Annotated in this window: 16 protein-coding genes; 6 read left to right on the forward strand and 10 right to left on the reverse strand. The window is 60.3% G+C overall.

Annotation, left to right across the window (positions count from 1 at the left end; genetic code table 11):
* The first annotated feature begins 17 nt into the window (after positions 1-17).
* Positions 18-1,850: an ABC transporter ATP-binding protein gene (locus BFW87_RS02875; RefSeq protein ID WP_078738474.1), complete on the forward strand. Its 1,833-nt coding sequence runs from the start codon at positions 18-20 to the stop codon at positions 1,848-1,850.
* Positions 1,851-2,002: 152 nt separating this feature from the next.
* Here BFW87_RS02875 and BFW87_RS02880 read toward each other — a convergent pair whose 3' ends face one another.
* Positions 2,003-3,127: a GNAT family N-acetyltransferase gene (locus BFW87_RS02880; protein WP_078738633.1), complete on the reverse strand. Its 1,125-nt coding sequence runs from the start codon at positions 3,125-3,127 to the stop codon at positions 2,003-2,005.
* Positions 3,128-3,409: 282 nt separating this feature from the next.
* Between BFW87_RS02880 and BFW87_RS02885 the strand changes: the two genes are divergently transcribed.
* Complete coding sequence (locus BFW87_RS02885; protein WP_078738475.1) at positions 3,410-4,732, forward strand: putative porin; 1,323 nt, start codon at positions 3,410-3,412, stop codon at positions 4,730-4,732.
* 120 nt (positions 4,733-4,852) lie between these two features.
* Here BFW87_RS02885 and BFW87_RS02890 read toward each other — a convergent pair whose 3' ends face one another.
* The 5 genes from BFW87_RS02890 to aceK all read right to left on the reverse strand — a co-directional run bounded on the left by BFW87_RS02890 (position 4,853) and on the right by aceK (position 13,110).
* Entirely contained in the window at positions 4,853-5,086 is a 234-nt protein-coding gene (locus BFW87_RS02890; protein WP_078738476.1) for an anti-sigma factor family protein, read from the reverse strand.
* A complete protein-coding gene (locus tag BFW87_RS02895) occupies positions 5,080-5,694 on the reverse strand; it encodes an RNA polymerase sigma factor (protein WP_064453547.1) in 615 nt (204 codons plus the stop codon). The genes BFW87_RS02890 and BFW87_RS02895 overlap by 7 nt, the downstream gene beginning before the upstream one ends.
* A 129-nt stretch (positions 5,695-5,823) precedes the next feature.
* The gene (locus BFW87_RS02900; RefSeq protein ID WP_078738477.1) at positions 5,824-6,945 is read right to left on the reverse strand and encodes a beta-ketoacyl-ACP synthase III; all 1,122 of its coding nucleotides are present in this window, start codon (positions 6,943-6,945) and stop codon (positions 5,824-5,826) included.
* 346 nt (positions 6,946-7,291) lie between these two features.
* Positions 7,292-11,203: an ATP-dependent RNA helicase HrpA gene (hrpA, locus tag BFW87_RS02905; RefSeq protein WP_078738478.1), complete on the reverse strand. Its 3,912-nt coding sequence runs from the start codon at positions 11,201-11,203 to the stop codon at positions 7,292-7,294.
* Positions 11,204-11,400: 197 nt separating this feature from the next.
* A complete protein-coding gene (gene aceK, locus BFW87_RS02910; RefSeq protein ID WP_078738479.1) occupies positions 11,401-13,110 on the reverse strand; it encodes a bifunctional isocitrate dehydrogenase kinase/phosphatase in 1,710 nt (569 codons plus the stop codon).
* A gap of 451 nt (positions 13,111-13,561) precedes the next feature.
* Between aceK and BFW87_RS02915 the strand changes: the two genes are divergently transcribed.
* The 4 genes from BFW87_RS02915 (at position 13,562) to BFW87_RS02930 (ending at position 19,391) form a co-directional block, all read left to right on the forward strand.
* Positions 13,562-15,124 carry a methyl-accepting chemotaxis protein gene (locus BFW87_RS02915; protein ID WP_439848373.1) on the forward strand — a complete coding sequence of 521 codons (1,563 nt, stop codon included), beginning with the start codon at positions 13,562-13,564 and terminating at the stop codon, positions 15,122-15,124.
* Between the two features lie 64 nt (positions 15,125-15,188).
* A complete protein-coding gene (locus BFW87_RS02920; RefSeq protein ID WP_078738481.1) occupies positions 15,189-16,079 on the forward strand; it encodes a DMT family transporter in 891 nt (296 codons plus the stop codon).
* An 89-nt stretch (positions 16,080-16,168) separates the two neighbouring features.
* Positions 16,169-17,767: a hypothetical protein gene (locus BFW87_RS02925; RefSeq protein WP_078738482.1), complete on the forward strand. Its 1,599-nt coding sequence runs from the start codon at positions 16,169-16,171 to the stop codon at positions 17,765-17,767.
* A 175-nt stretch (positions 17,768-17,942) separates the two neighbouring features.
* Positions 17,943-19,391, forward strand: a complete 1,449-nt coding sequence (locus BFW87_RS02930; protein ID WP_078738483.1) for a hypothetical protein — start codon at positions 17,943-17,945, stop codon at positions 19,389-19,391.
* Positions 19,392-19,554: 163 nt separating this feature from the next.
* On the opposite strand, the gene BFW87_RS02935 is transcribed toward BFW87_RS02930, so the two are convergent.
* The 4 genes from BFW87_RS02935 to BFW87_RS02950 are packed head-to-tail and all read right to left on the reverse strand — an operon-like array spanning position 19,555 to position 22,946.
* On the reverse strand, positions 19,555-19,956 hold the full coding sequence (locus BFW87_RS02935) for a GtrA family protein (protein WP_078738634.1): 402 nt from the start codon (positions 19,954-19,956) through the stop codon (positions 19,555-19,557).
* Positions 19,957-19,961: 5 nt separating this feature from the next.
* Entirely contained in the window at positions 19,962-20,915 is a 954-nt protein-coding gene (locus BFW87_RS02940) for a WxcM-like domain-containing protein (RefSeq protein ID WP_078738484.1), read from the reverse strand.
* On the reverse strand, positions 20,902-21,852 hold the full coding sequence (locus BFW87_RS02945; RefSeq protein ID WP_078738485.1) for a glycosyltransferase family 2 protein: 951 nt from the start codon (positions 21,850-21,852) through the stop codon (positions 20,902-20,904). The genes BFW87_RS02940 and BFW87_RS02945 overlap by 14 nt, the downstream gene beginning before the upstream one ends.
* Positions 21,849-22,946: a DegT/DnrJ/EryC1/StrS family aminotransferase gene (locus BFW87_RS02950; RefSeq protein WP_078738486.1), complete on the reverse strand. Its 1,098-nt coding sequence runs from the start codon at positions 22,944-22,946 to the stop codon at positions 21,849-21,851. Before BFW87_RS02950 ends, BFW87_RS02945 begins: the two co-directional genes overlap by 4 nt.
* Between the last annotated feature and the right edge of the window lie 14 nt (positions 22,947-22,960).

The following is a 22,960-nucleotide window of genomic DNA, read 5'->3' on the forward strand; positions in this document are numbered from 1 at the left end:
GGCGGGCGTCAACCCTAATGCTCTATCGTCGTTTTGAACAACTGATCGATATTTTCCGCGACGCCCCCAGCGACGCACCGCCCGACAAAGTCCTGCCCTTCTACCTCTACTTCCTGCGCCAGGTGTGGCCAAGTTTTGCCGCCTTGCTGGTGGTCGGCCTGGTCGGTGCGCTGATCGAAGTAGCGTTGTTCAGCTACCTGAGCCGCATCATTGACCTGGCCCAAGGCACGCCGCCCGCCAATTTCTTCCAGATTCACAGCGCCGAGCTGATCTGGATGGCCGTGGTCGCCCTGCTGCTGCGCCCGATCTTCAACGGCCTGCATGACCTGCTGGTGCACCAGACCATCAACCCCGGCATGACTAGCCTGATCCGCTGGCAGAACCACAGCTATGTGCTCAAGCAGAGCCTGAACTTCTTCCAGAACGACTTCGCCGGGCGCATCGCCCAGCGCATCATGCAAACCGGCAACTCGCTGCGCGATTCGGCGGTGGCCACGGCAGAAGCCATCTGGCACGTATCGATCTACGCCATCAGCGCCCTGGTGCTGTTTGCCGAGGCCGACTGGCGGCTGATGATCCCGCTGATCACCTGGATTATTTTCTACAGCCTGGCACTGCGCTATTTCGTGCCACGGGTGAAGGAACGCTCGGTGATTTCCTCCGAAGCGCGCTCCAAATTGATGGGCCGCATTGTCGACGGCTACACCAACATCTCGACCTTGAAGCTGTTCGCCCATACGCAGAGTGAGCAGGAATACGCCAAGGAAGCGATCATCGAGCAGACCGAGAAGAGCCAACTGGCCGCCCGCGTGCTGACCAGCATGGACGTGGCCATCGCCATCCTCAACGGCCTGCTGATTGTCACTACCACGGGCCTGGCCTTGTGGCTGTGGACCCAGTCGCTGATTTCCGTGGGCGCGATTGCTTTGGCCACGGGTTTGGTGATTCGTATCGTCAACATGTCGGGCTGGATCATGTGGGTGGTCAACGGCATTTTCGAGAACATCGGCATGGTGCAGGACGGCCTCAAAACCATCGCCCTGCCCCTGGCAGTGACCGACCGCGAAAACGCGCCGCGCCTGACGGTGCCCCATGGTGAAGTGCGCTTTGAACAGGTGGATTTTCACTACGGCAAGAAGAGCGGGATCATTGGCGGCCTGAACCTTGAGATCAAGGCCGGCGAAAAAATCGGCCTGATCGGCCCGTCCGGCGCGGGCAAGTCGACCCTGGTCAACCTGCTGCTGCGCCTGTACGACCTGCAAGGCGGACGCATCCTTATCGACGGCCAGAACATCGCCGAAGTCGCCCAGGAATCGTTGCGCGAACAGATCGGCATGATTACCCAGGACACCTCGCTGCTGCACCGCTCGATCCGTGACAACCTGCTGTACGGCAAGCCGGATGCGACCGAAGACGAGCTGGTGGCCGCTATCCACAAGGCCCGCGCCGATGAGTTCATCCCGTTACTGTCGGACGCCGAAGGCCGCACCGGGCTGGACGCTCATGTGGGTGAACGCGGGGTGAAACTGTCCGGCGGGCAACGCCAGCGCATCGCTATTGCACGGGTACTGCTCAAGGACGCGCCGATCCTGATCATGGACGAAGCGACCTCGGCACTCGACTCGGAAGTGGAAGCGGCGATTCAGGAAAGCCTGGAGACCCTGATGCAGGGCAAGACGGTGATCGCGATTGCGCACCGGTTGTCGACCATTGCGCGCATGGACCGCCTGGTGGTGCTGGAGAAAGGCCAGATCGCCGAGACAGGCAGCCACGCCGAGTTGCTCGCCCATGGCGGACTGTATGCGCGGTTGTGGCAGCACCAGACCGGTGGGTTCGTCGGGATCGACTGAACACACACACCGATCAAACATGTGGGAGCTGGCTTGCCTGCGATAGCGAAACATCAGTCACTGAAGCGTTGGCTGACAGACCGTCATCGCAGGCAAGCCAGCTCCCACACTTGATTTGCGAATGGCCAGCCTCGGCATTCTTCACAGTCAGTTCATCCCTGCCGATAAGGCAGCGCCGCCCTCGCCTCTTCGGCATACGCCACAATCCCCACGCGCTCACGTTCCAGAAAGTCCTCCACGGCATTCTTCAACCCCGGATGACGCAGGTAGTGCCACGACCGAGTGATCACGGGCTCAAAGCCGCGAATCAACTTGTGCTCGCCTTGCGCCCCCGCGTCGAAGCGTTGCAGGCCGTGGGCGATGGCGTAGTCCATGCCCTGGTAGAAGCAGGTTTCGAAATGCAGGCGGTCGAACTCCGCCAGGCAGCCCCAGTAGCGGCCGTAGAAACTGTCGCCACCGAGCAGGCTGAACGCCATGGCCACCGGGCGTGAACCCTGCTTGGCCAGCACCACGCGGATCGCTTCGGGCATGCGCTCGGCGAGCAGGCTGAAAAACTCACGGGTCAGGTAAGGCGACTGGCGGCGCACCGCGTAGGTGTTGGCGTAGCACGCGTAGACAAAATCCCACTGGGCTTCGCTCAACTCGTGGCCTTGCAGCCATTCGAAATCAATGCCCTGCCCCGCCACTTGCTCGCGTTCTTTGCGCATCTGTTTGCGCTTGCGTGAACTCAAGGCGTCGAGAAAGTCCTGAAAGTCGCGATAGCCACGGTTCTGCCAATGAAACTGGCAGCCCAGGCGCTGCATCCAGCCCGGTTGCAGCGCCAGCGCCTCATCGGCCAAAGGGTCGGTGAAGTTGATGTGGGCGCTGGAGAGCCCTTCGATTTCGAGGTAGCCCGGCAACGCGTTGAGCAGTTCGAAACCGTCCTGCGCATTCGCAGCCAGCAGACGCGGGCCGCTGACCGGGCTGAAGGGTACCGCCGTCAGCAGCTTGGGGTAGTAATCAATGCCCGCTCGCTCGCAGGCATCGGCCCAACCGTGATCAAACACGTATTCGCCATAGGAATGCCATTTGCGATAGCTGGGCAGTGCGGCCACCAGACGCTCGCCCTCCCAGTGCAGCAAATGCTCAGGCTGCCAGCCCGAATGCGGGCCTACGCTGGCGCTGTCTTCAAGGGCACTCAAGAACGCGTGTCGCACAAAAGGCTGGGCTTGCGGCACCAAGGCGTCCCACGCCTGTGGGGCGATTTCGGACAGGCTGTTCAAGCGTTGCAACGGCATCGGCATCCTCACTACTTCAGGGCGTGAAAGCCTGGCGAGTATCGCTTATCGCGGGGCTTCGCACACCTTCAAATGGCCCGGCAAAACCCAAGCCAATTTTTCATTTATAAATAATTTGTCATCTACATGACATCACTTAGCCACTGCTCCGTAATAAACGATCGTGATACTGACGCCTGTTTTTTAGAGCGCCTGGTTCTATCAGGCGGCTATTTTTCCGTCCGTCATCGGTCGGTTGTGTCCTGGATGGTTTGCCATCCCTCCTCACTTTCGGAGATTGATATGCGTCTTGCTTCCACTAAAACTGCGGCGGTCCTGTGTGGCGGCCTGTTGCTGGCCCTGAGCGTTCCGGCCAGCGCTGCAGTCGACGCTAAATTGCTCGACATGCTCAAGGCCAACGGCCAGATCACCGCTGCGCAGTACACTGAACTGCAAACGGAATTGGCCAAGGACCAGAAAGAACAGCAGATCGCACGGCAAGCTCAACAAGAAAGCAATGAACAGATCGCGGCTACCGCGAAAAAGACCAACGACCTGAGCGTGTTCGATCAGAAGCTGGCCTGGGCCGCCAAGACCCAGTTCAAGGGTGACGTGCGCTTCCGTCAGGAAACCGTAAAGATTCAGGGCGAATCCAACAACGGTGGCCGCGACAAGGACCGTCAGCGCATCCGTGCCCGTCTGGGCGCTTACACCGAGATCAACTCGCAGGTCGACACCGGCATCCGCATTGCCACCGGCAGCAGCGACGATGCCCGCTCCACCAACCAGGACCAGGACAACTATTTCGACAAGAAGTCGATCTGGCTGGACCTCGGCTACATCGACTACCACCCGGACCAGATCAAGAACCTGCACGTGATCGGCGGCAAGATGCTGCAGCCGTGGGTCAACATGGGCGACGTGATCTGGGATAGCGATATCAACCCGGAAGGTCTGGCCCTGACCTACAAGTACCCATTGGGTAGCAGCGCCGAGCTGTTCGGCAGCCTCGGTAACTACAACCTCAAGGACAACGTCGATGGCGACGGCGTGCAGTTCCGTCATGACCTGCGTCTGACGTCCGGCCAGTTGGGCACGCGTTTCTCGGTCACCGATAACCTGAAAATGACCCTGGGCGGCAGCGTCTACGCCTACCAGAACGACAAGGACAGCCGTTGCACGACCACCACCACGCCGTGCGCCCTGGCGGTGAACGGCAACTCGGCCGACAACCAGTTCCGCCTGTATGAAGGTTTTGCCCAAGCCGACATCGGTGGCCTGGCCGTGCCTCTGGCGTTCTACGGCCAGTACGTGAAAAACAACGACGCCGTGACCGATCAGGACACTGCCTGGTTGGTGGGTGCCAAGTCCAAAGTCTTTGGCTTCAACCTGGACTACAACTACCGCGACATTCAGCGCAATGCTGTGGTCGGCGCCTTCACCGACTCGGACTTCGCCAACGGCACCACCGGTTCGCGCGGTCACAAGATGAAGGTCAGCTACGACATCGACAAGAACTTCGCCCTCGGCGCCACGTATTTCCTGACCAAGGCTGACTACGCCAGCCGCACGCAGCGTGATGCCAACACCAACACCCTGCAGCTGGATGCTGAAGCCAAGTTCTAAATGTGAGTGTCATACGCCTTGGGCCAGGACGGCCCAAGGTGGTTTCAACAGCCTCTCGTGGGTGGGTCGATCCCCATCATCCGTTCGACGCACCCACGCGAGTCTATCTCTTCCCCGCCTTTACTGATCTTTCAGCCGTTCAGCCGCAAGCCGCTCGGCCAATGCATCAGCGTCCTTTACCGGCTCGTCCGGCATAATCTTCAAAGTCGCCTGCATCAGGCGCATCTGACGAATGAATCGCCGGCAGTTAGGGCAGAACATCAAGTGATGACGCACCAGCAAACGCTCGCGAAAGGTCAATTGCCCATCGAGATAGTCACTGGAACGTGCCACTTGTTCTTTACAGGTCAACATTCGCCCGTTTCCTCAAAATGCTCCACCGTGGCGAAGACTTTAAGCCGTGCTCGATGCAACAGCACACGGACATTGGAGAGCGACAGGGTCAGAAGATTACAAATCTCTTCCAACTCCAGGCCCTGACGCTCACGCAGCACCAGCACGCTGCTTTGCAGCTCCGACAAACTCAGCAACGTATGCTCCAGGCATTTGCGCAATTCGTCTTCGGTGAGCAGCGCTTCCGGGGTGTCCTGATGCCAGGCGTACGGCGCGACAGCCCAGTGGCCGTCATCCGGCACAAAGCGATCGTCACCGATGGTCCCGTGGGGCGAGGGCAAATCGTCGAGCAACACTTCCCGGCGGTTCTGTTTGTAACGGCCTTTGGCGGAGTTGGCGGTGATGGTCAGCAGCCAGGTCTTGAGGCTGGAACGCCCTTCGAACTTGGCCAGGTTACGCACCACCGACAGCCACGCGTCCTGCACCACTTCGTCGGCGTGGCGCTGGCCGACAATTGCATAGGCCACCGCGCGCATGGCGCTTTGGTAGGTGGTGACCAATTCCTTGTAGGCCCGCTGCTCGCCCTTGAGCAATCGTTCAAGCAGGTGCGCGTCGTCCGCTGCTGCCATCGTTTACCTCAATCCTGCTGTGGAAATCCGATCCCTGTGGGAGCTGGCTTGCCTGCGATAGCGGCGGTGAATTCACCCTTGTCATCGCAGGCAAGCCAGCTCCCACATTAACCGCATTCTGGCTCTGGATCAGCGTTTACGCAGGATTACGCTGCCAATCGAGTAACCCGCGCCGAACGAGCTGAGCACCGCCACAGAACCTTTCGGCAAATCGTCCTGGTAGGTGTGGAACGCAATCACCGAGCCCGCCGAGCTGGTATTGGCGTAAGTATCGAGAATCACCGGCGCTTCTTCCACCGAAGCTTCACGACCCAGCAGTTTCTTCACAATCAGGTGGTTCATGCTCAGGTTGGCCTGGTGCAGCCAGAAGCGCTTCACATCGCCGACGTTCAGCTGGTTTTCTTCCAGGTGTACACCGATCAGCTCGGCGACCATCGGGCACACATCACGGAAGACTTTGCGGCCTTCCTGCACAAACAGCTTGTCGGGCGCGCCGACGCCCTCTTCCGCCGTGCGGTTGAGGAAGCCGAAGTTGTTGCGGATGTTGTTGGAGAACTTGGTCAGCAGCTTGGTGCTCACCACGTCGAACTGGTGCTCGGAGGTCGCCAGGTCAGCGCGCTCCAGGACCACGGCCGTGGCCGCATCGCCGAAGATGAAGTGGCTGTCACGGTCGCGAAAATTCAGGTGGCCGGTGCAGACTTCCGGGTTGACCATCAGGATCGCCCGGGCCTGGCCCAGCTGGATGCTGTTGGCGGCATTCTGAATGCCGAAGGTCGCCGAGGAACAGGCCACGTTCATGTCGAAACCGAAACCCTCGATACCCAGGGCTTCCTGGACTTCGATGGCGATGGCCGGGTAGGCGCGCTGCAAGTTGGAACAGGCGACGATCACCCCGTCGATGTCGGCAGCGGTCTTGCCGGCGCGCTGCAGGGCCTGTTCGGCGGCGCCAACGGCCATCTGGCAGAGCACCGACCATTCATCATTGCTGCGCTCGGGCAGGCGCGGGGCCATGCGCTGCGGGTCGAGAATGCCGTCTTTGTCCATCACAAAGCGGCTCTTGATGCCCGACGCTTTTTCGATAAACGCTGCGCTGGATTCAGTCAGCGCCTGCACCTCACCACGCTCGATGGCGGCGGCGTTGTCTGCATTGAACTGTTGCACGTAAGCATTGAAAGACTGCACCAGCTCTTCGTTGGAGATGCTGTTGGCCGGGGTGTACAGGCCAGTGCCGCTGATGACGACGTTATGCACGGTCGTTCCTCTAAATCTGTCAGGCAGAAGATATTGGTACCGTCGTACCAAATTTTAAGTAGTCCGATTCCGCACCGCGGACATCAAACTGGCAACGCTTTATTCCATCGCGCCGTAGCCCTTCACGACGATCCCGGCATTTATAACGGCGAAGTTTGCCACAAACCCGGGGATTTGGCGCCATTTGCCGGATCAAGCCCTACTCACCTGTGGGAGCCGTCTTGTGTGGGAGCTGGCTTGCCTGCGATGCAGACACCTCGGTATGTCAGCAGGACCGCGGTGATGCTATCGCAGGCAAGCCAGCTCCCACATGGGTTCGGCTTTGTTCGGTAAATCGAGACAGACATCAGGCCTCTACAAGGCTCCATTGCTTGCTCAAGCGCTTATCGGAAATCGGCACCTTCGTGCCCAGCTGCTGTGCAAACAACGACACCCGATATTCCTCCAGCCACCAGCGGTAGAGCTCCAGCTGCGGGTCGCGCTTGCCTTCCTGGGCGTGCTTTTTCAGGCGGTTTTCGTACTGAATCCACAAGCCCGCCAACTCACCGCTCCACACACGATCCTTCTGCACCTGGCTCGGCAATTTCTCCAGGCGCAACTCGATGGCCTTGAGGAAGCGCGGCAGCTCCTTGAACCACTGCGACGGGGTTTCCCGCACAAAACCGGGATACACCAGGTTGCTCAGTTGCTGCTTGATATCATTCAAAGCCACGGCCTGGGCGAGGTCGATCTTGCCTTTGAAGCGCTTTTGCAGGCCATGCCACAACTTCAATACTTCCAGCGTCTGGCGCGCCAGGCGTTCAGCATGTTCAGTCCAACTGCCCCGCTTGCGCTCGGCCAACGCCGCCAGCCCGGCGCCATCGCGCGGCAGGCTGGCTTCGCCTTCCAGCACGCAGGTGTCGACGCTGGCCAGCAGAATGTCCTCGACCAGGGCGTCGATGCGCCCCAGTTCGCGGTACATCAGGCCCAGCTCGGTCAGGCCTGGCAGCTTGCCGCGCAGGAATTTCGCCGGTTCCGCCAGTTGCTGCATCAACAAACGCTGCAACGCACGGCGATGCTGGAATTCGGCTTCGGCGGCAGTCGAGAAGCGCCCTTCCTTGACCGTGCCGTTTTCTTCGACCAGCGCCGGGTAGACCGTCATCGATAGCCCAGCGATCTTTTGCTGGGTCTTCTCGGCCACCGCTGCGAACACTTTAGCTTCCACCGGCTGCTGGCTTTTCGCGGTTTGCGGCACGGCCAAGGCGGCTTGGCTGGCCTCGGCAAAGCGTGCGGTCAACTCGGCGAGGTCGCGGCCTTCGCCGAGGAACTTGCCTTGGCCGTCGACCACTTCCAGGTTCATCTTCAGGTGGTTTTCCACCTGCTGCGCCGCTTCGGCCCAGGCTTCATCGCTGACCCGCGCGCCCGTCATGCGCAGCAATTCGCGGCCCAGCGCCTGGGGCAGCGAGCCCTGGCCGAAGTCGATGCGTTGCAGCGCGGCCTTGACGAAGTCCGGCACCGGCACGAAGTTTTTGCGCAGTGCTTTGGGCAAGTTGCGCACCAGGGCAATGCACTTGGCCTCGATCACCCCCGGCACCAGCCATTCCAGGCGCTCTGGCGGCAAGGCCGGCAACAGCGGCGCCGGTACGCGCAAGGTCACGCCGTCGCGCGGGTGGTTGGGTTCGAAGTGGTAACTCAACGCGAGTTCCAGGTCGCCCAGGTGCAGTGTGTCCGGATAATGCAGCGCCGTGACTTCACTGGCCTCACGGGCCAGCACGTCTTCTTCGCGCATGATCAGCAATTGCGGGTCTTTCTGGCTGTTGACCTTGTACCAACTGTCGAACGTGGCGGTCTGGTGGATCTCCGCCGGCAAACGCGCGTCGTAAAAGGCGTACAAGGTTTCTTCGTCAGCCAGGATATCGCGGCGGCGCGCCTTGGCTTCCAGCTCATCGAGCTGCTCGAGCAATTGCTGATTGGCCGTCAGGCACTTGGCCCGCGACTGAATCTCGCCACGCACCAGCCCTTCACGGATAAACAGCTCGCGCGACACCACCGGGTCAATCGGCCCGTAGTGCACCGGGCGGCGGCCGACCACGATCAGCCCGAACAGGGTGATCTGCTCAAACGCCACCACCTGGCCGCGCTTCTTCTCCCAATGCGGTTCGAAGTGGTTTTTCTTGATCAGGTGCCCGGCCAGCGGTTCGATCCAGTCGGCATCGATCTTCGCGACCATGCGCGCATACAGCTTGGTGGTTTCCACCAGCTCGGCGGTCATCAGCCATTGCGGGCGCTTTTTGCCAATGCCCGACGACGGGTGAATCCAGAAACGTCGCTGACGCGCGCCAAGATAATCACCGTCTTCGGTTTTCTGGCCAATCTGGCTGAGCAGGCCGGACAACACTGCCTTGTGCAGTTTGGGGAAATCCGCCGGCTCTTTGTTGATCGTCAGCTGCATGTCACGGCAGATCAGGCTGAGCTGGCGGTGGGAGTCGCGCCACTCACGCAGCCGCAGGTAATTCAGGAAGTTCTTGCGGCACCAGTTACGCAACGGGCTGGCGGTCAGCGCCTGGCGCTGCTCTTCAAAACCGCGCCACAAATTCACCAGACCGGCGAAGTCCGAATCCGCATCTTTCCATTGCGCGTGCGCCTGGTCGGCGGCTTGCTGCCGCTCCGGCGGGCGCTCGCGCGGGTCCTGAATCGACATGGCGCTGGCCACGATCAGCACTTCCTGCAGGCTACCGAGCTTCGCGGCTTCGAGCAGCATGCGGCCCATGCGCGGGTCCACCGGCAGGCGCGCCAGCTGGCGACCCAGCGGCGTGAGCTGGCTGTTACGGTCGACCGCCGAGAGCTCCTGCAGCAGGTTGAAACCGTCGCTGATGGCCTTGCCATCCGGCGGTTCGATAAACGGGAAATCAGTGATTTCGCCGAGGCGCAGGTGCAGCATCTGCAGGATCACGGCAGCGAGGTTGGTGCGCAGGATTTCCGGGTCGGTAAATTCCGGGCGCCCGATAAAATCCTCTTCGCTGTACAACCGAATGCAAATACCCGGCTCAACCCGACCGCATCGGCCTTTACGCTGGTTCGCGCTGGCCTGGGAGATCGCCTCGATCGGCAGGCGCTGCACCTTGGCGCGGTAGCTGTAACGGCTGATGCGCGCGGTGCCGCTGTCGATCACGTAACGAATGCCCGGCACGGTCAGCGAGGTTTCGGCGACGTTGGTCGCCAGCACCACGCGGCGGCCCGGGTGGGACTGGAAAATCCGCTGCTGTTCGGCCGGCGACAGGCGCGCGTACAGCGGCAGAATTTCGGTGTGCTTGAGTTGGGCCTTGCGCAGCATGTCGGCGGCGTCGCGAATCTCGCGTTCACCCGGCAAGAACACCAGCACGTCGCCGGGGCTGCGCTTTTCACTGCGCTCGTAAGCGGCAATTTCGTCGAGGGTGGCGAGGATCGCCTGGTCGACGGTCAAGTCGTCCTCGACGCGGTTGCCCTCCTCGTCCTGCTCCAGCGTCAGCGGGCGGTACCAGGTGTCCACCGGGAAGGTGCGGCCCGACACTTCGACAATCGGCGCATCGTCGAAGTGCTTGGAAAAGCGCTCCAGGTCGATGGTCGCCGAGGTGATGATGACTTTCAGATCGGGGCGGCGCGGCAGCAGGGTTTTCAGATAGCCCAGCAGGAAGTCGATGTTCAGGCTGCGCTCGTGGGCTTCGTCGACGATGATCGTGTCGTAGCGTTCGAGGTAGCGGTCGTTCTGGGTTTCCGCGAGCAGGATGCCGTCGGTCATCAGCTTGATCAGGGTGTTCGAGTCGCTCTGGTCTTCGAAGCGCACCTGATAGCCGACCAGCGCGCCCAACGGCGTGGCCAGTTCTTCGGCAACCCGGCTGGCCACGCTGCGCGCAGCAATTCGGCGTGGCTGGGTGTGACCGATCAGGCCGAACTGGCCACGGCCGATTTCCAGGCAGATCTTCGGCAACTGGGTGGTTTTACCCGAACCGGTCTCACCGGCGATGATCAACACCTGATGTTTGTTCAGCGCGGCTTTGATCTCGTCGCGCTTGGCCGCAATCGGCAGGCTGTCGTCGTAGCGAATCACCGGCAGGCTGGCGCGCCGCGCCGTGACCTGGGCGCAGGACGCCTGCATGCGCGCGACCCACTGCGCCAGCTTCTCCTCGTCGGGTTTCTTGCGCAGCTCAAGCAACTGGCGCCGCAAGCGGTGGCGGTCGGCGAGCATGGCGTGATCGAGGGTTTTGAGCAGTTGGTCGATAGTGGGCGCTTGGTCAGTCATCAGGTACTTGACGGTTATCTATATAGGCACGGCCGGCAAGTGTGGCAGAAAAGCGCCTTATCTGGCAGACGGCTATGTAAATGTGGGAGCTGGCTTGTGTGGGAGCTGGCTTGCCTGCGATTGCATCACCGCAGTCTTACTGACAGACCGAGATGCCTGCATCGCAGGCAAGCCAGCTCCCACAGGGGATCAGTGTTCTATAGCGGCTCTTTGCGCCGGTACGGGAACACGTCGATGATCTTGCCCGCGCGAATCGCGTCCTGCAGGCCTTTCCAGTAGTCGGCGTTGTACAACTCGCCGTGCAGTTCATCGAACAGCATGCGCTGGCCTGCGTCGGCAAACAGGAACGGTGGGAATTCCTCCGGAAACACATCATGCGGGCCGATGGAGTACCAGGGCTCGGAAGCCATTTCATCCTCGGGGGTACGCGGGGCGGGGATGTGGCGGAAGTTGGCTTCGGTGAGAAAACAGATTTCGTCGTAGTCGTAAAACACCACGCGCCCGTGGCGGGTGACGCCGAAGTTCTTCAGCAACATGTCGCCGGGAAAGATATTTGCCGCCGCCAGTTGCTTGATCGCCAGGCCGTAGTCTTCCAGCGCTTCGCGCACCTGAGCGTCGTTGGCGTTTTCGAGGTAGAGGTTGAGCGGAGTCATGCGCCGCTCGGTCCAGCAGTGGCGAATCAGCACCGTGTCGCCTTCGACTTCGACAGTGCCGGCGGCGACTTCCAGCAGTTCGGCCAGGCAGTCAGGCTCGAACTTGCTCAGGGGAAAGCGAAAGTCGGCGAACTCCTGGGTGTCGGCCATGCGCCCGACCCGGTCGACGCTTTTCACCAGCCGGTACTTCTCGATCACCGTGGCGCGGTTGACGTTTTTCGAGGGTGAAAAGCGGTCCTTGATGATCTTGAACACGGTGTTGAAGCCCGGCAGCGTGAACACGCTCATGACCATGCCGCGCACGCCGGGGGCCATGATGAATTGATCATCAGTGGTCGCAAGGTGGTCTATCAGCGCCCGGTAGAACTCCGACTTGCCGTGCTTGTAAAAGCCAATGGAGGTGTACAGCTCGGCAATGTGCTTGCCGGGCAGGATGCGTTTTAAAAAGCCGATGAATTCTGCGGGCACCGGCACGTCGACCATAAAGTAGGAGCGGGTAAACGAGAAGATGATCGACACGTCCGCTTCGTCGGTGATCAGTGCGTCGATCTGGATGCCATGCCCTTCCTGGTGCAGCAACGGAATCGCCAGCGGCCATTGCTCGTCGCGGGTGTAGATGCGCCCGACCAGGTAGGCGCCTTTATTGCGGTAGAGCACCGAGGAAAAAACCTCGACGTTAAGGTCCGGGTCCTTGCACACCCAGTCCGGCAGGTTCTCGCGCAACTGCGCTTCGAGGCGGCGCAGGTCGCCGGGCAAATCGGCGTAGGGCTCGCTGAAACGGTAGTCGGCGAAGATCTGCGCAAGCATATCGGCAATCTTGCCCGCCGGTGCATACAGGCGCGTCTGTGCCGCACGCGCGCGACGCAAGCTCGGCCGGGTGGTGTGGATGAACATGCAGCCGTCACTGATCAGGTCATGGCTGAACAGGCCGCAGAAGATCGAGTTGTACCAGGTCTCGGACAGTTCATCGTCAAAGCGCGGGTCGATCAGGCCGATGTAGGCGCTTTTGACCAAGGGCCACGCATCGACGTCCAGCAACGTCGCCTCATCAAAGTGGGCACGCAGACGCGCCGTGACTTCACCGACCTTCTCTTCATACAGGTTAATGCGCGCCGCCGAGGCGATCTGCCCCTGTTGCCACTGCGCCTTTTCGAAACGCTCGCGGGCGCCCATGGTGATCTGGCGGAAGTGCTCGCGGTAATCATCGAAGCCATCGAGGATCATCCGGGCGATGGCGAGGGCGGATTGCGACATGCGGAAACCTCGAACGGGCATCTGGAAGCCCTGAGCTTAGTCAGTGAATGAAGGCAGGAGAAGCACGAATTTTCGGGTCACCTTGTACAAAGTTTGGCGATTCGTACATTTATTTTCACATTTCACAATTCGACTGCGCGGTCAGAAATCGTACCAGAAAGTCGCCCGCACGGCAGGCGCAAGCCCGAAACCCCGTGGGCTGGCGCCCATTCCGTGAGAAGCCGCGAAGGCCAGGCTTTCACAGCCTCTGTAACAGTTTTGATACCGCGTAAGGGAAACCCTGATTACCAGATTAATGGCACTTTGCTATATAGCGCGCCCTCTCCCACCCTAACAAGGTCAGAAGACCGATCCGGGAACAGGTTCTAACCGCCTAAGGAGCATTGAGATGTCATTGAGGAATATGAGGATCGGTCTGCGCGCCAGTCTGAGTTTTGGGGTTTTGGCCAGCATGTTGGTAATTGTCGGAATGTTTGGCCTGGGGCAGATGGCCAAGCTGCGGGAAAGTGCGCTGGTGATCGAAGAATCGTGGATGCCGAGCATCGAGAATATCCACGACGCAGCGGCCTGTATTGCCGGGCTCCGCCTGGAATCTCTACGTTTGGCGACCACTGACGAGTCGCGCGTACGCGACACCAGCAAAAGCCTGATCAGCGGCCAGCGCAGTGAGTTGCAAACCTTGCTGGCGCATCATGAAGAGCTGTTGAGCGGCGACGAAGAACGCGCGATGTTCAATCAGCTCAAAGCCGACGTGAATACGTACGTCACCATCGTCGGCCAACTGGTTGCGCTGGTGGACAAAGATCAGCAGCAAGACGCCATCGACCTGCTCACCAGCCGCCTTGCCCCTCAGGGCTCCGTGCTCAACAAAAGCCTGGAGGACATGATCACCTTCAACCAGAAAGGGGTGCAGGACGCGGCTGACTCGGCGGCGCAAATGTATTCCAGCGCCCAGTGGATCGTCGGCCTGATCATTGTTTGCGCGCTGATCGCCACCTTGCTGCTTGCCTGGCTGCTGACCCGCAGCATCACCACGCCCATCGCCCAGGCATTGGCCGTGGCGCGCACCATCGCCGGCGGCGACCTGAGCCGACCCATCGTAGTGACAGGCCAGGACGAGCCGGCACAGCTGCTGACCGCGCTGGCCAGCATGCAGGAGCAGTTGCAAACCACCATCCGGGGCATCAGCGAATCGGCGCAGCAGCTCGCCTCCGCCGCCGAAGAGATGAGCTCGGTGATGGAACAAAGCACCCGTGGCCTGCAGGCGCAGAACGACGAGATCGAACAAGCCGCAACCGCCGTCAACGAGATGAGCGCGGCGGTGGATGAAGTGGCGGGCAATGCGGTGTCCAGCGCCGAGGCGTCCAAGGCTTCCGATGAAGACAGCAAGCACGGCCACTACCAGATCAGCGAAACCATCAGTTCGATCCAGAACCTGGTGGACGAAGTGCTCGGCGCCTCCAACAAAGCCGAAGGCCTGGCCGTGCAGGCGCAAGACATCAGCAAGGTGCTGGAAGTGATTCGCGGCATCGCCGGGCAAACCAACTTGCTGGCGCTCAACGCCGCCATCGAAGCCGCCCGCGCGGGCGAGGCCGGTCGCGGTTTTGCGGTGGTCGCCGACGAGGTGCGCTCCCTGGCGCAACGCACGCAGGACTCCACCGAAGAAATCGAACAGATGATCAACGGCATCCAGCAAGGCACCCAGGACACCGTCGGCGCCCTGAACAGCAGCGCTGAACATGCCGGCCAGACGCTTCAGCGCGCCAACAGCGCCGGCAGCGCGTTGGAGAAAATCACCGCCGCCATCTCGCAGATCAGCCAGCGCAACCTGGTGATCGCCAGCGCCGCCGAGCAACAGGCCCTGGTGGCCCGTGAGGTAGACCGCAGCCTGGTCAACATTCGCGACCTGTCCACGCAAACGGCCGCCGGTGCAACCCAAACGTCGGCAGCGAGCCAGGAGCTGTCTCGCCTGGCGGTGGACCTCAATGGCCTGGTGACGCGGTTTGTTTTGTAATTAGCAATTGTGTCAGACAGGCCACTGGGCAAGAATCGCCGCCTTATCAAGAGAGGCGCGTGCCGTGAGACCTGTCGACACCTTGTACCTGCTGGGGCTCGCCGCCATCTGGGGCGCGAGCTTCCTGTTCATGCGCATCATCGCGCCGGAAATCGGCACAGTGCCGACCGCTTTTTTCCGCGTGTCGATTGCCGCCGCCGGCTTGCTGGTGATCCTTTGCGCGATGCGCGTGAACTGGGACTTTCAGGGCAAGTTCAAGACTGTCCTGCTGCTGGGCGTGATCAACTCTGGCATTCCCGCCACGATGTATTCGGTGGCAGCCCAAGTGCTGCCGGCGGGTTACTCGGCCATTTTCAACGCCACCACACCCTTGATGGGGGTGTTGATCGGTGGACTGTTTTTCAGCGAGCGCCTCACGCCGTCAAAAATCGCCGGGGTGTGCCTGGGCCTGTTCGGTGTGGGCGTGCTGACCCGCGCCGGGCCGGTGGCGTTCGATCTGGAGTTGTTAATGGGCGCCCTCGCCTGCCTGCTGGCCACCACCTGCTATGGCTTTGCCGGTTTCCTCGCACGGCGCTGGCTGGACCAGCGCGGCGGCCTCGACAGCCGCCTCGCCGCACTGGGCAGCATGCTCGGCGCCACGTTGTTCCTGCTGCCGATCTTCGCTTATAACGCCATCGCCCATCCGCCGGCGAGCTGGGGTGGCTGGCACGTGTGGTCATCACTGCTGGGGTTGGGGCTGGTGTGCACGGCGTTTGCCTACATCCTGTATTTCCGCCTGCTGTCGTCCATCGGCCCGGTCAAATCGATGACCGTGACCTTCATGATTCCGCCGTTTGGCGTGCTGTGGGGCGCGTTGTTGCTGGATGAGCCGTTGTCGATGGCCCATGTGTATGGCGGCGTGTTGATCGCCGGGGCGTTGTGGCTGGTGTTGCGCGCGGGCCGCCCGACCCCGTGAGCGCCGTGGCTGCGTTGCTGATTCACCTACCGTGAGCCCCGCTGAAAAGGCATAGTGCACGCCATCGGGGAAAGACACGGAATGGAACCATGAACCACGCTGCACAGGAACAGGCCGTCAACCGCCTCGTTCTGTTGGCCCTGTCGGCCTTTTTTGTCATCGGCAACTTTATCTGGCAAGGCCATGACAGTTTCAATCTCTGGGATGAGGGGTTCTTGTGGTACGGCGCCAGGCAAATCATTGCCGGCCAGGTTCCGATCCGCGACTTCATGGCCTATGACCCAGGCCGGTATTACTGGGCTGCCGGGTACTTTTCACTGGCAGGCGACACGGGAATCATGGCGCTGCGCGCCTCTGTGGCGGTGTTTCAAGTACTGGGCGTGTATGCCGGGCTGTGGACCATCTCCCTTGCGCTACGTGCCGGCGCGGTAAGAAAACTGGCTTTTCTGTGCCTGTCAGGTCTCGTACTCATGGCCTGGATGTACCCGCGGCACAAGATCTTTGATATGTCGATTTCAATGATCATCGTCGCGGGCCTGGCCTACCTGCTGCTCGCCCCCAACCTAAAACGCTATTTCCTGCTGGGCGTGATCGTCGGCCTTGCGGCGGTATTTGGCCGCAACCATGGGGTTTATGGCGCCGTGGCCAGCTTGACGGCCATGGCATGGCTCGCCGTCAGGGCGCCAGACCCGGCTCTTCGATTCAAAGGCCTGCTGAGCTGGGGGGCGGGCGTGGCCGTCGGCTTCTTGCCGGTGATCGCCCTGTGTATGTTCGTCGCGGGTTACTTCTCGGCCTTCATGGACACCATCGTGTTCATGCTGGAACAAGGCAATACAAACCTGCCGCTGCCTATCCCCTGGCCCTGGACCGTTGGCTTCGGGACCGCCGGCGTCGTGATCGAGACCCGCTGGTTCCTCATTGGTCTGTGCTTTATGGCACTGCCGGCATTCGGCGCGGCCGCACTCGGTTGGGTGTTCAAGGAACGCCTGCGGGGCAGAACGGTGCGCCCTGAATGTGTGGCGGTGGCATGTGCAACGCTCCCCTATGCCCATTTTGCCTTTGCACGGGCCGATGTCGGCCACCTCGCCCAAGGCATTTACCCGATGCTGCTGGGTGTGCTCATTCTCCTTGCGACACTCAAGTCGTGGCGGTGGAAACTGGCCTTAACGGCGCTGGCCGCCTCGGTCAGCCTGTTCATCCTTGCCGCGTGGCAACCTGGCATCCTCGCGCGTACCCAGGCTGGCTGGCGGCAGGTGGAGGTGTCAGGCTCAAGCCTCTCCATGGACGCCGGCACCGCCGATGCGGTGCAGCTGTTGAGAGACCTGGCCGCCCGTTACGCCCCCGAGGGCCGGGCGGTGCTGGTGCTGCCGTTCTGGCCCGGCGCCTACCCCTTGCTCGAACGAGACGCGCCGCTGTGGGAAATTTACGCACTGTCACCCCGCTCCGAAGACTTCCAGCGTGCGGAAATAGAGCGCATCAAGAAAGCCAACCCGGGTTTTGTCCTGGTGTTCAACCTGGCAATGGACGGTCGCGAAGCGTTAAGGTTTTCCAACTCCCATCGATTGATGGACGACTATATCCGCGCCCATTTTGAACCCGTGCAGCCAACGCCTGACCCGGCCTTTCAGATCTATAAAGCCTTACCCGCCGCGGATGTAGACCCGGCCGGGGAAAAGGCCGTGGATTGATCGACAAATAGCCAGCTGATTTGTAAACTCGCCGCCCGCAAACACGGGCACCGTTATACAGCGCACACGCCAGGATTGGCGCTCGCACCGTAACTGAAACTTTATGGATGAGGATGGATTGATTTTGGTTAACGTTGATCGAGGCGTGACCGGCTTGACCGGCAGGCATGTAGCGATGGCCGTCGCTGCAATCATGGTGCTGACGTATTTATGGATAGGGATTATTCCGCTTCATGAAGGTGCGGGTTGGGACGGCAATGACTACGTCGCGTATGTGAAGTTATTGGCCGGCGGCACGCCGATCACTGATGACCCGTATCGACTGGTCAGGATGTCGGGTTTCCTTCAACTCATGCCCTTTGCCTGGCGTGGCGAAGGCAAGGAAACGCTGGTCTTCATCCAGTTGTTATTCAACATCGGCTGTATGGCGATAGGCACCGGTTGTTTGTTCAGTTGTTTGCGAACACTGGGCGTCACGCCACTTAAAGCACTCTTGTCCATCAGCCTGTTTACCTTCAGTTGGGCAAGCCTGATCATCCCGGTGTTTTACCCGCTGCTGAGCGATAACCTGGCCATTCCTTTCTGCTGCATTGCCCTGTGGTGCTGGGTCAACCAGAAAACCATCGCCCTGCATGCCATATGCGCCTGGTTTGTCTGGTTGTTTCCGGCCCTGTTTGTCGTGCCACTGGGGTTAATTGCCTTTCCCTATGGCACTGCCAACAAGGCCACAATCAGCTTCCTGCATCCAAAACGCCTACAGAAATCATTATTTGCCGTGTTTTTGGTGGTGGGTTTGTTGGCCTATCATCACTTCATGAAAGACATCACCCCACAGAAAATCGCCACCCACATTATCAGTGGCGGTCAGACTGCGCTGGTGGGGCTCATCCCGTTCTCGATCCTGGTGCAGTCACTCATTATTGCGCTCCTGGCCTGGATTGCCGCCAGTGTCGCGTGCAGCCCGCACCTGTATCGGGGCCTTCAACTTAAAGGCTTGTTTCTGGGGTTCGGTACGGTCGCCATCAGCTTTTTGATCATGCGCACCGTGATTGATTTTTCCACCGGTTTCCAGGGCCCGCCCCTGACCGATAACCTGATGATGCAGAGCGCCGGCGCGCCGCTCAAAGCGTGGGTATCGCATTTTCTGTACTTTGGCTTTTGCGTGCTGATTGTTGCCATGTATTGCGTTCGGTGGTCGTTCAATGGCGACCGTAAGGTGCCGGTCGGCCTGCTGGTGATATTCCTGCTGTTCTCTCCGCTCCTGAGTTTTGGCTCCGAAAGCCGGCAGTGGATCGGCATCTTCCCGGTGGCCATTGTGATGTATGCACTGATGGAGATTAACCAGCGCCAGCAGGTGTTCCTGGCACTGGTGGCGGTGTTCTCGCTCTTCACCGCCTACGGGCTCAGGGATGCTTCGCAAGCGGCGGTGGACCACTCGCTGGGGCTGCAAAGCAGCGAATGGCAGTACTACTTCGGCCGGCAAGGCCCCTGGATGTCTGTGGAGTCTTATACGTCCGGCGTGGTTGCGTTGATTGCGGTGCTGATGACCTATTTGTACCTGGGGGTAAGCGGTGACAGGTCGGCGAGCGCAGTACCGGTGGTGAGCGGGGTTGCGCCGCGTTGAGTTGTGGCTCCAACCTGGACCGCATTCTTTTCTTTGGGGCTGCTGCGCAGCCCAACGCGGGGCAAGCCCGCTCGCCACAGCAAGCCCGCTCGCCACAGGAAGCCTGCTTGCCAGAGGGAGCCTGTTTGCCAGAGGAGGCTCGCTTGTCACGAGGTTGCGTTTATCAACCCTGTTTCGGGCTGGGCGAGAACACGTACCGGGAAAGGACGAACGTCAATGGCACGGTGATCGCGATGGCGATCAGCGGAGCCACGCGGCTGTCCAGTCCAAGCTTTTCCACCCACACCCAAAGAATCAGCAGGCTGGTGAGGTATTGCGCCAGATACACCAGCGGAAACAACGCGACCGACTTGATGCCCTGATGGCTCTTGAAAACAAAGTAACGATTGAGGCTGTACGCCAGCGCAATGCCGGCCACATACGCAATCGTGTAGCTCGTCTTATAAGACAGGCCATTCAACAGCAGCAGGTACAGCCCGTAGGTGACGGCGGTATTGAAACCGCCCGACACCAGGAACCGGGCAAAATCCAGGCTGAGGATTTTAGCCACTGCGCGCTTGATCATCTGCATCATTGAACGCCAGCAATCTGCAACTTGAAGTCATCGTAGTTGCGGATGTAATCGTTCGAATCGTAGTAATGCGACGCGAACACCATCAGCACCGCATCCGAGGAATAGCGATACTGGATGCCCCACGTCATGGGCGGCAGGTAAATACCCTTGCTCGGTTTATCCAGCACAAACTCCTCGCGGTTTACGCCGTCATCCGCCACCACATGCACCGAACCTTTCACCGCCACCAGGAACTGGTGACAGACCTTGTGCGCATGCTCGCCGCGCGTTTCTGCGGTTGGCACGTCATACACCAGGAAATAACGTTCCGATTTGAACGGGATAGTACGCTCGAACTCACCGGCAGACAGGCTGCCGCGGATGTCAGCGACTTCTGTCATGGTATGCACTGTCACACCCGTGACCGAGGTTGCCGTCACACCCGGCGTGCTGGAAATCGTTTCAGCCCCGTCCTGGGCGGCGCTGAGCGGCTTGGCATCGACATAACCGATGATTTTGGCCGGGTTGCCCACAACAATCGCATTGGGCGGAATCGAACGCGTCACCACGGCACCTGCGCCGATCATGGCGTTGATGCCAATGGTCAGGCCCGGCAGGATGGTGCAGTTGGCGCCCAGCGAAGCGCCCTTTCGGATGATCGTGCGGTCGAAGGCCTGCGGGTACACCTTGCTGCGCGGGAACAGATCATTCGTGAATGTGGCATTGGGGCCAATGAACACGTCGTCTTCGATGGTGATGCCATCCCACACCTGCACGCCGCATTTAAGCGTCACGCGGTCGCCGATGATCACGTCATTTTCAATGAACACGTTGTCGCAGACATTGCACTCACTGCCCAGTGTGGCGCCTGGCAGAATGTGCGCGAAGGCCCAGACACGCGTGTCCTTGCCAATTTTTTCGGATTCGCACAGTGCATGACTGTGAACAAAAAAGTCCTTAATGTTGTTCATTGCTTTCTCCAAAACCTTCAACCCGCATCGGGATAGCCAGGGGGCGATTTTTTGTATTTTCGTAGGTGCGCCATGCATAGGAGCCCACAATCCCCAGCCCCAGCAGGTTCAGGCAGCCGAGGAACGTGATGGTCAGCATGATCATCGCGTAACCCGGCACGTTGATCATGCCGTGCAGCTTGGCTGCCAGCGTGAACAGGCCAAACAGTGCCGCCAGGCCGGACCCGAAAGCGCCGACCCGCGTCAGCAGCCTGATGGGCAGGTCGGTGAAGGAAAACACCGAGTCCATCAGGTAGTTAACCTTCTTGCGCAAGGTCCAGGCCGAGGTGCCGTGGACTCTTTCCTGGCGGGTGTAGGTCACCACCTTGCGGCGATAACCCAACCAGAAAATCTGCGCAATCAACGAGCTGTGCCGCTCGTCCAGGGTCAGCAGCGTGTCCCTGAACGCGCGGTTGCAGGCGAACATATCGACGCCACCCGGCGGAATTTCCGGAATGACGTAACGCCGGTAGAGCCCCCAGAAAAGCCGGGACGCCATGCGGCTGGCCCACGGATCCTGGCGCCCTTCGCGAACGCCGACGACCACGTCGGTGTCCTGGCCGAGCAGCACACGATTCATTTCAAGCACCAGCTCGGGCGGCTCTTGCAGGTCGGCGGCCATCACGGCAAAGCGGTCGCCCGTGCCGTTTTGCAAGCCGGTACGAATGGCCATGAACGAACCGAAGTTTTTCGACAGCAAAACGAGCCTGGACCGGAAAGGCTGCGACGGCAGTTTTTCGCGCAGTATTTCGTAACAGCGGTCGGGGCTGCCATCCACCACGAACACCACCTCAAGGTCGTTCTCAAGCTGCGTATTCAAGCCCGTAACGGCCTGAAGCAGATCGGGCAGGTTGCTCTCGTTGCGATAAACGGGAATGACCAGCGTGAGCACGGTTATTTCCCCCCTGCGAAGTAAGTCGTGACCGCCTCGATCACGCGCTCTACTTCTTCAGCGGTCAGGCCTGGGTAGCACGGCAGCGAAATCACGGTTTCACACGCTCGCTCGGTCTCACCCAAGGCGGCAGGGCTGGCGGCATAGGCCGGTTGTTGGTGGTCAGCGATCGGGTAATGAATATCGGTGTTGACGGCCTTTTCTTTCAGGGCGGCGGCAAACTGCGCACGCGCCTTCACGCGCACGACGTAGAGGTGGCCGACATAATCTTCATCCGTGGAGCATGGCAACTGCATAGCCAACGCTGCGAATGCCGCGTTGTAGCGCTTTACGATATCACGGCGTTGTTGGTTCCAGGTGTCCAGATGCGGCAGTTTTACGCGAAGGATCGCGGCCTGCATCTCGTCCAGGCGGCTGTTACGGCCGCCAGGAACAGACACCTGGTACTTTTGGGTCCAACCGTACTGGCGCAGTTGGCGGATGCGTGTCGCCAGCTCGTCGTTATCGGTCACGATGGCACCGCCATCCCCCAGGGCACCGAGGTTCTTGGTGGGGTAAAAGCTGAAGCACGCGACGGTGCCGAAGCTGCCGGCCTGCTTGCCGTTGCGTCGGGCACCATGGGCTTGGGCGCAATCTTCCAGCACCGGAACACCGGCGGCCGAGGCGATGCGCACAATCTCCTCAATGTTGGCCAACTGCCCGTAAAGGTGCGTAACGATCACGGCGGCCGGCTTGTTTTGCAGCACCGCCGCCAGCGCTTGCGGGCACAGGGTCAGGCTGGCGGCATCGACGTCCACATACAGGGGCTCTGCGCCCACCGCATGAATCGCCGTGCTGGCGTAGAAACCGGCGTTGGCCACGGCCACAACCGGGTCACCACGGCCAACCCCCAGCCCCTTCAGCGCAAGTTCCAGCGCATCCGAGCCATTGGCAACGCTGATGCAATGCCGGGTGCCGACATAGGCTGCAAATTCCTCTTCGAACAGCTTCACTTCGTTCCCGAGAACGTACCAGTGGCTGTCCAATACCGCTTTCAGAGGCGTGACAAAATCAAGGCCAGCATTTGCCTTGACGGCCGAGAAAAGAACGATGTTTTCCATAAAAAAGTCCTTGG

This window comes from Pseudomonas fluorescens (genome assembly GCF_002022275.1).
Taxonomy (GTDB): Bacteria; Pseudomonadota; Gammaproteobacteria; order Pseudomonadales; family Pseudomonadaceae; genus Aquipseudomonas; species Aquipseudomonas fluorescens_AJ.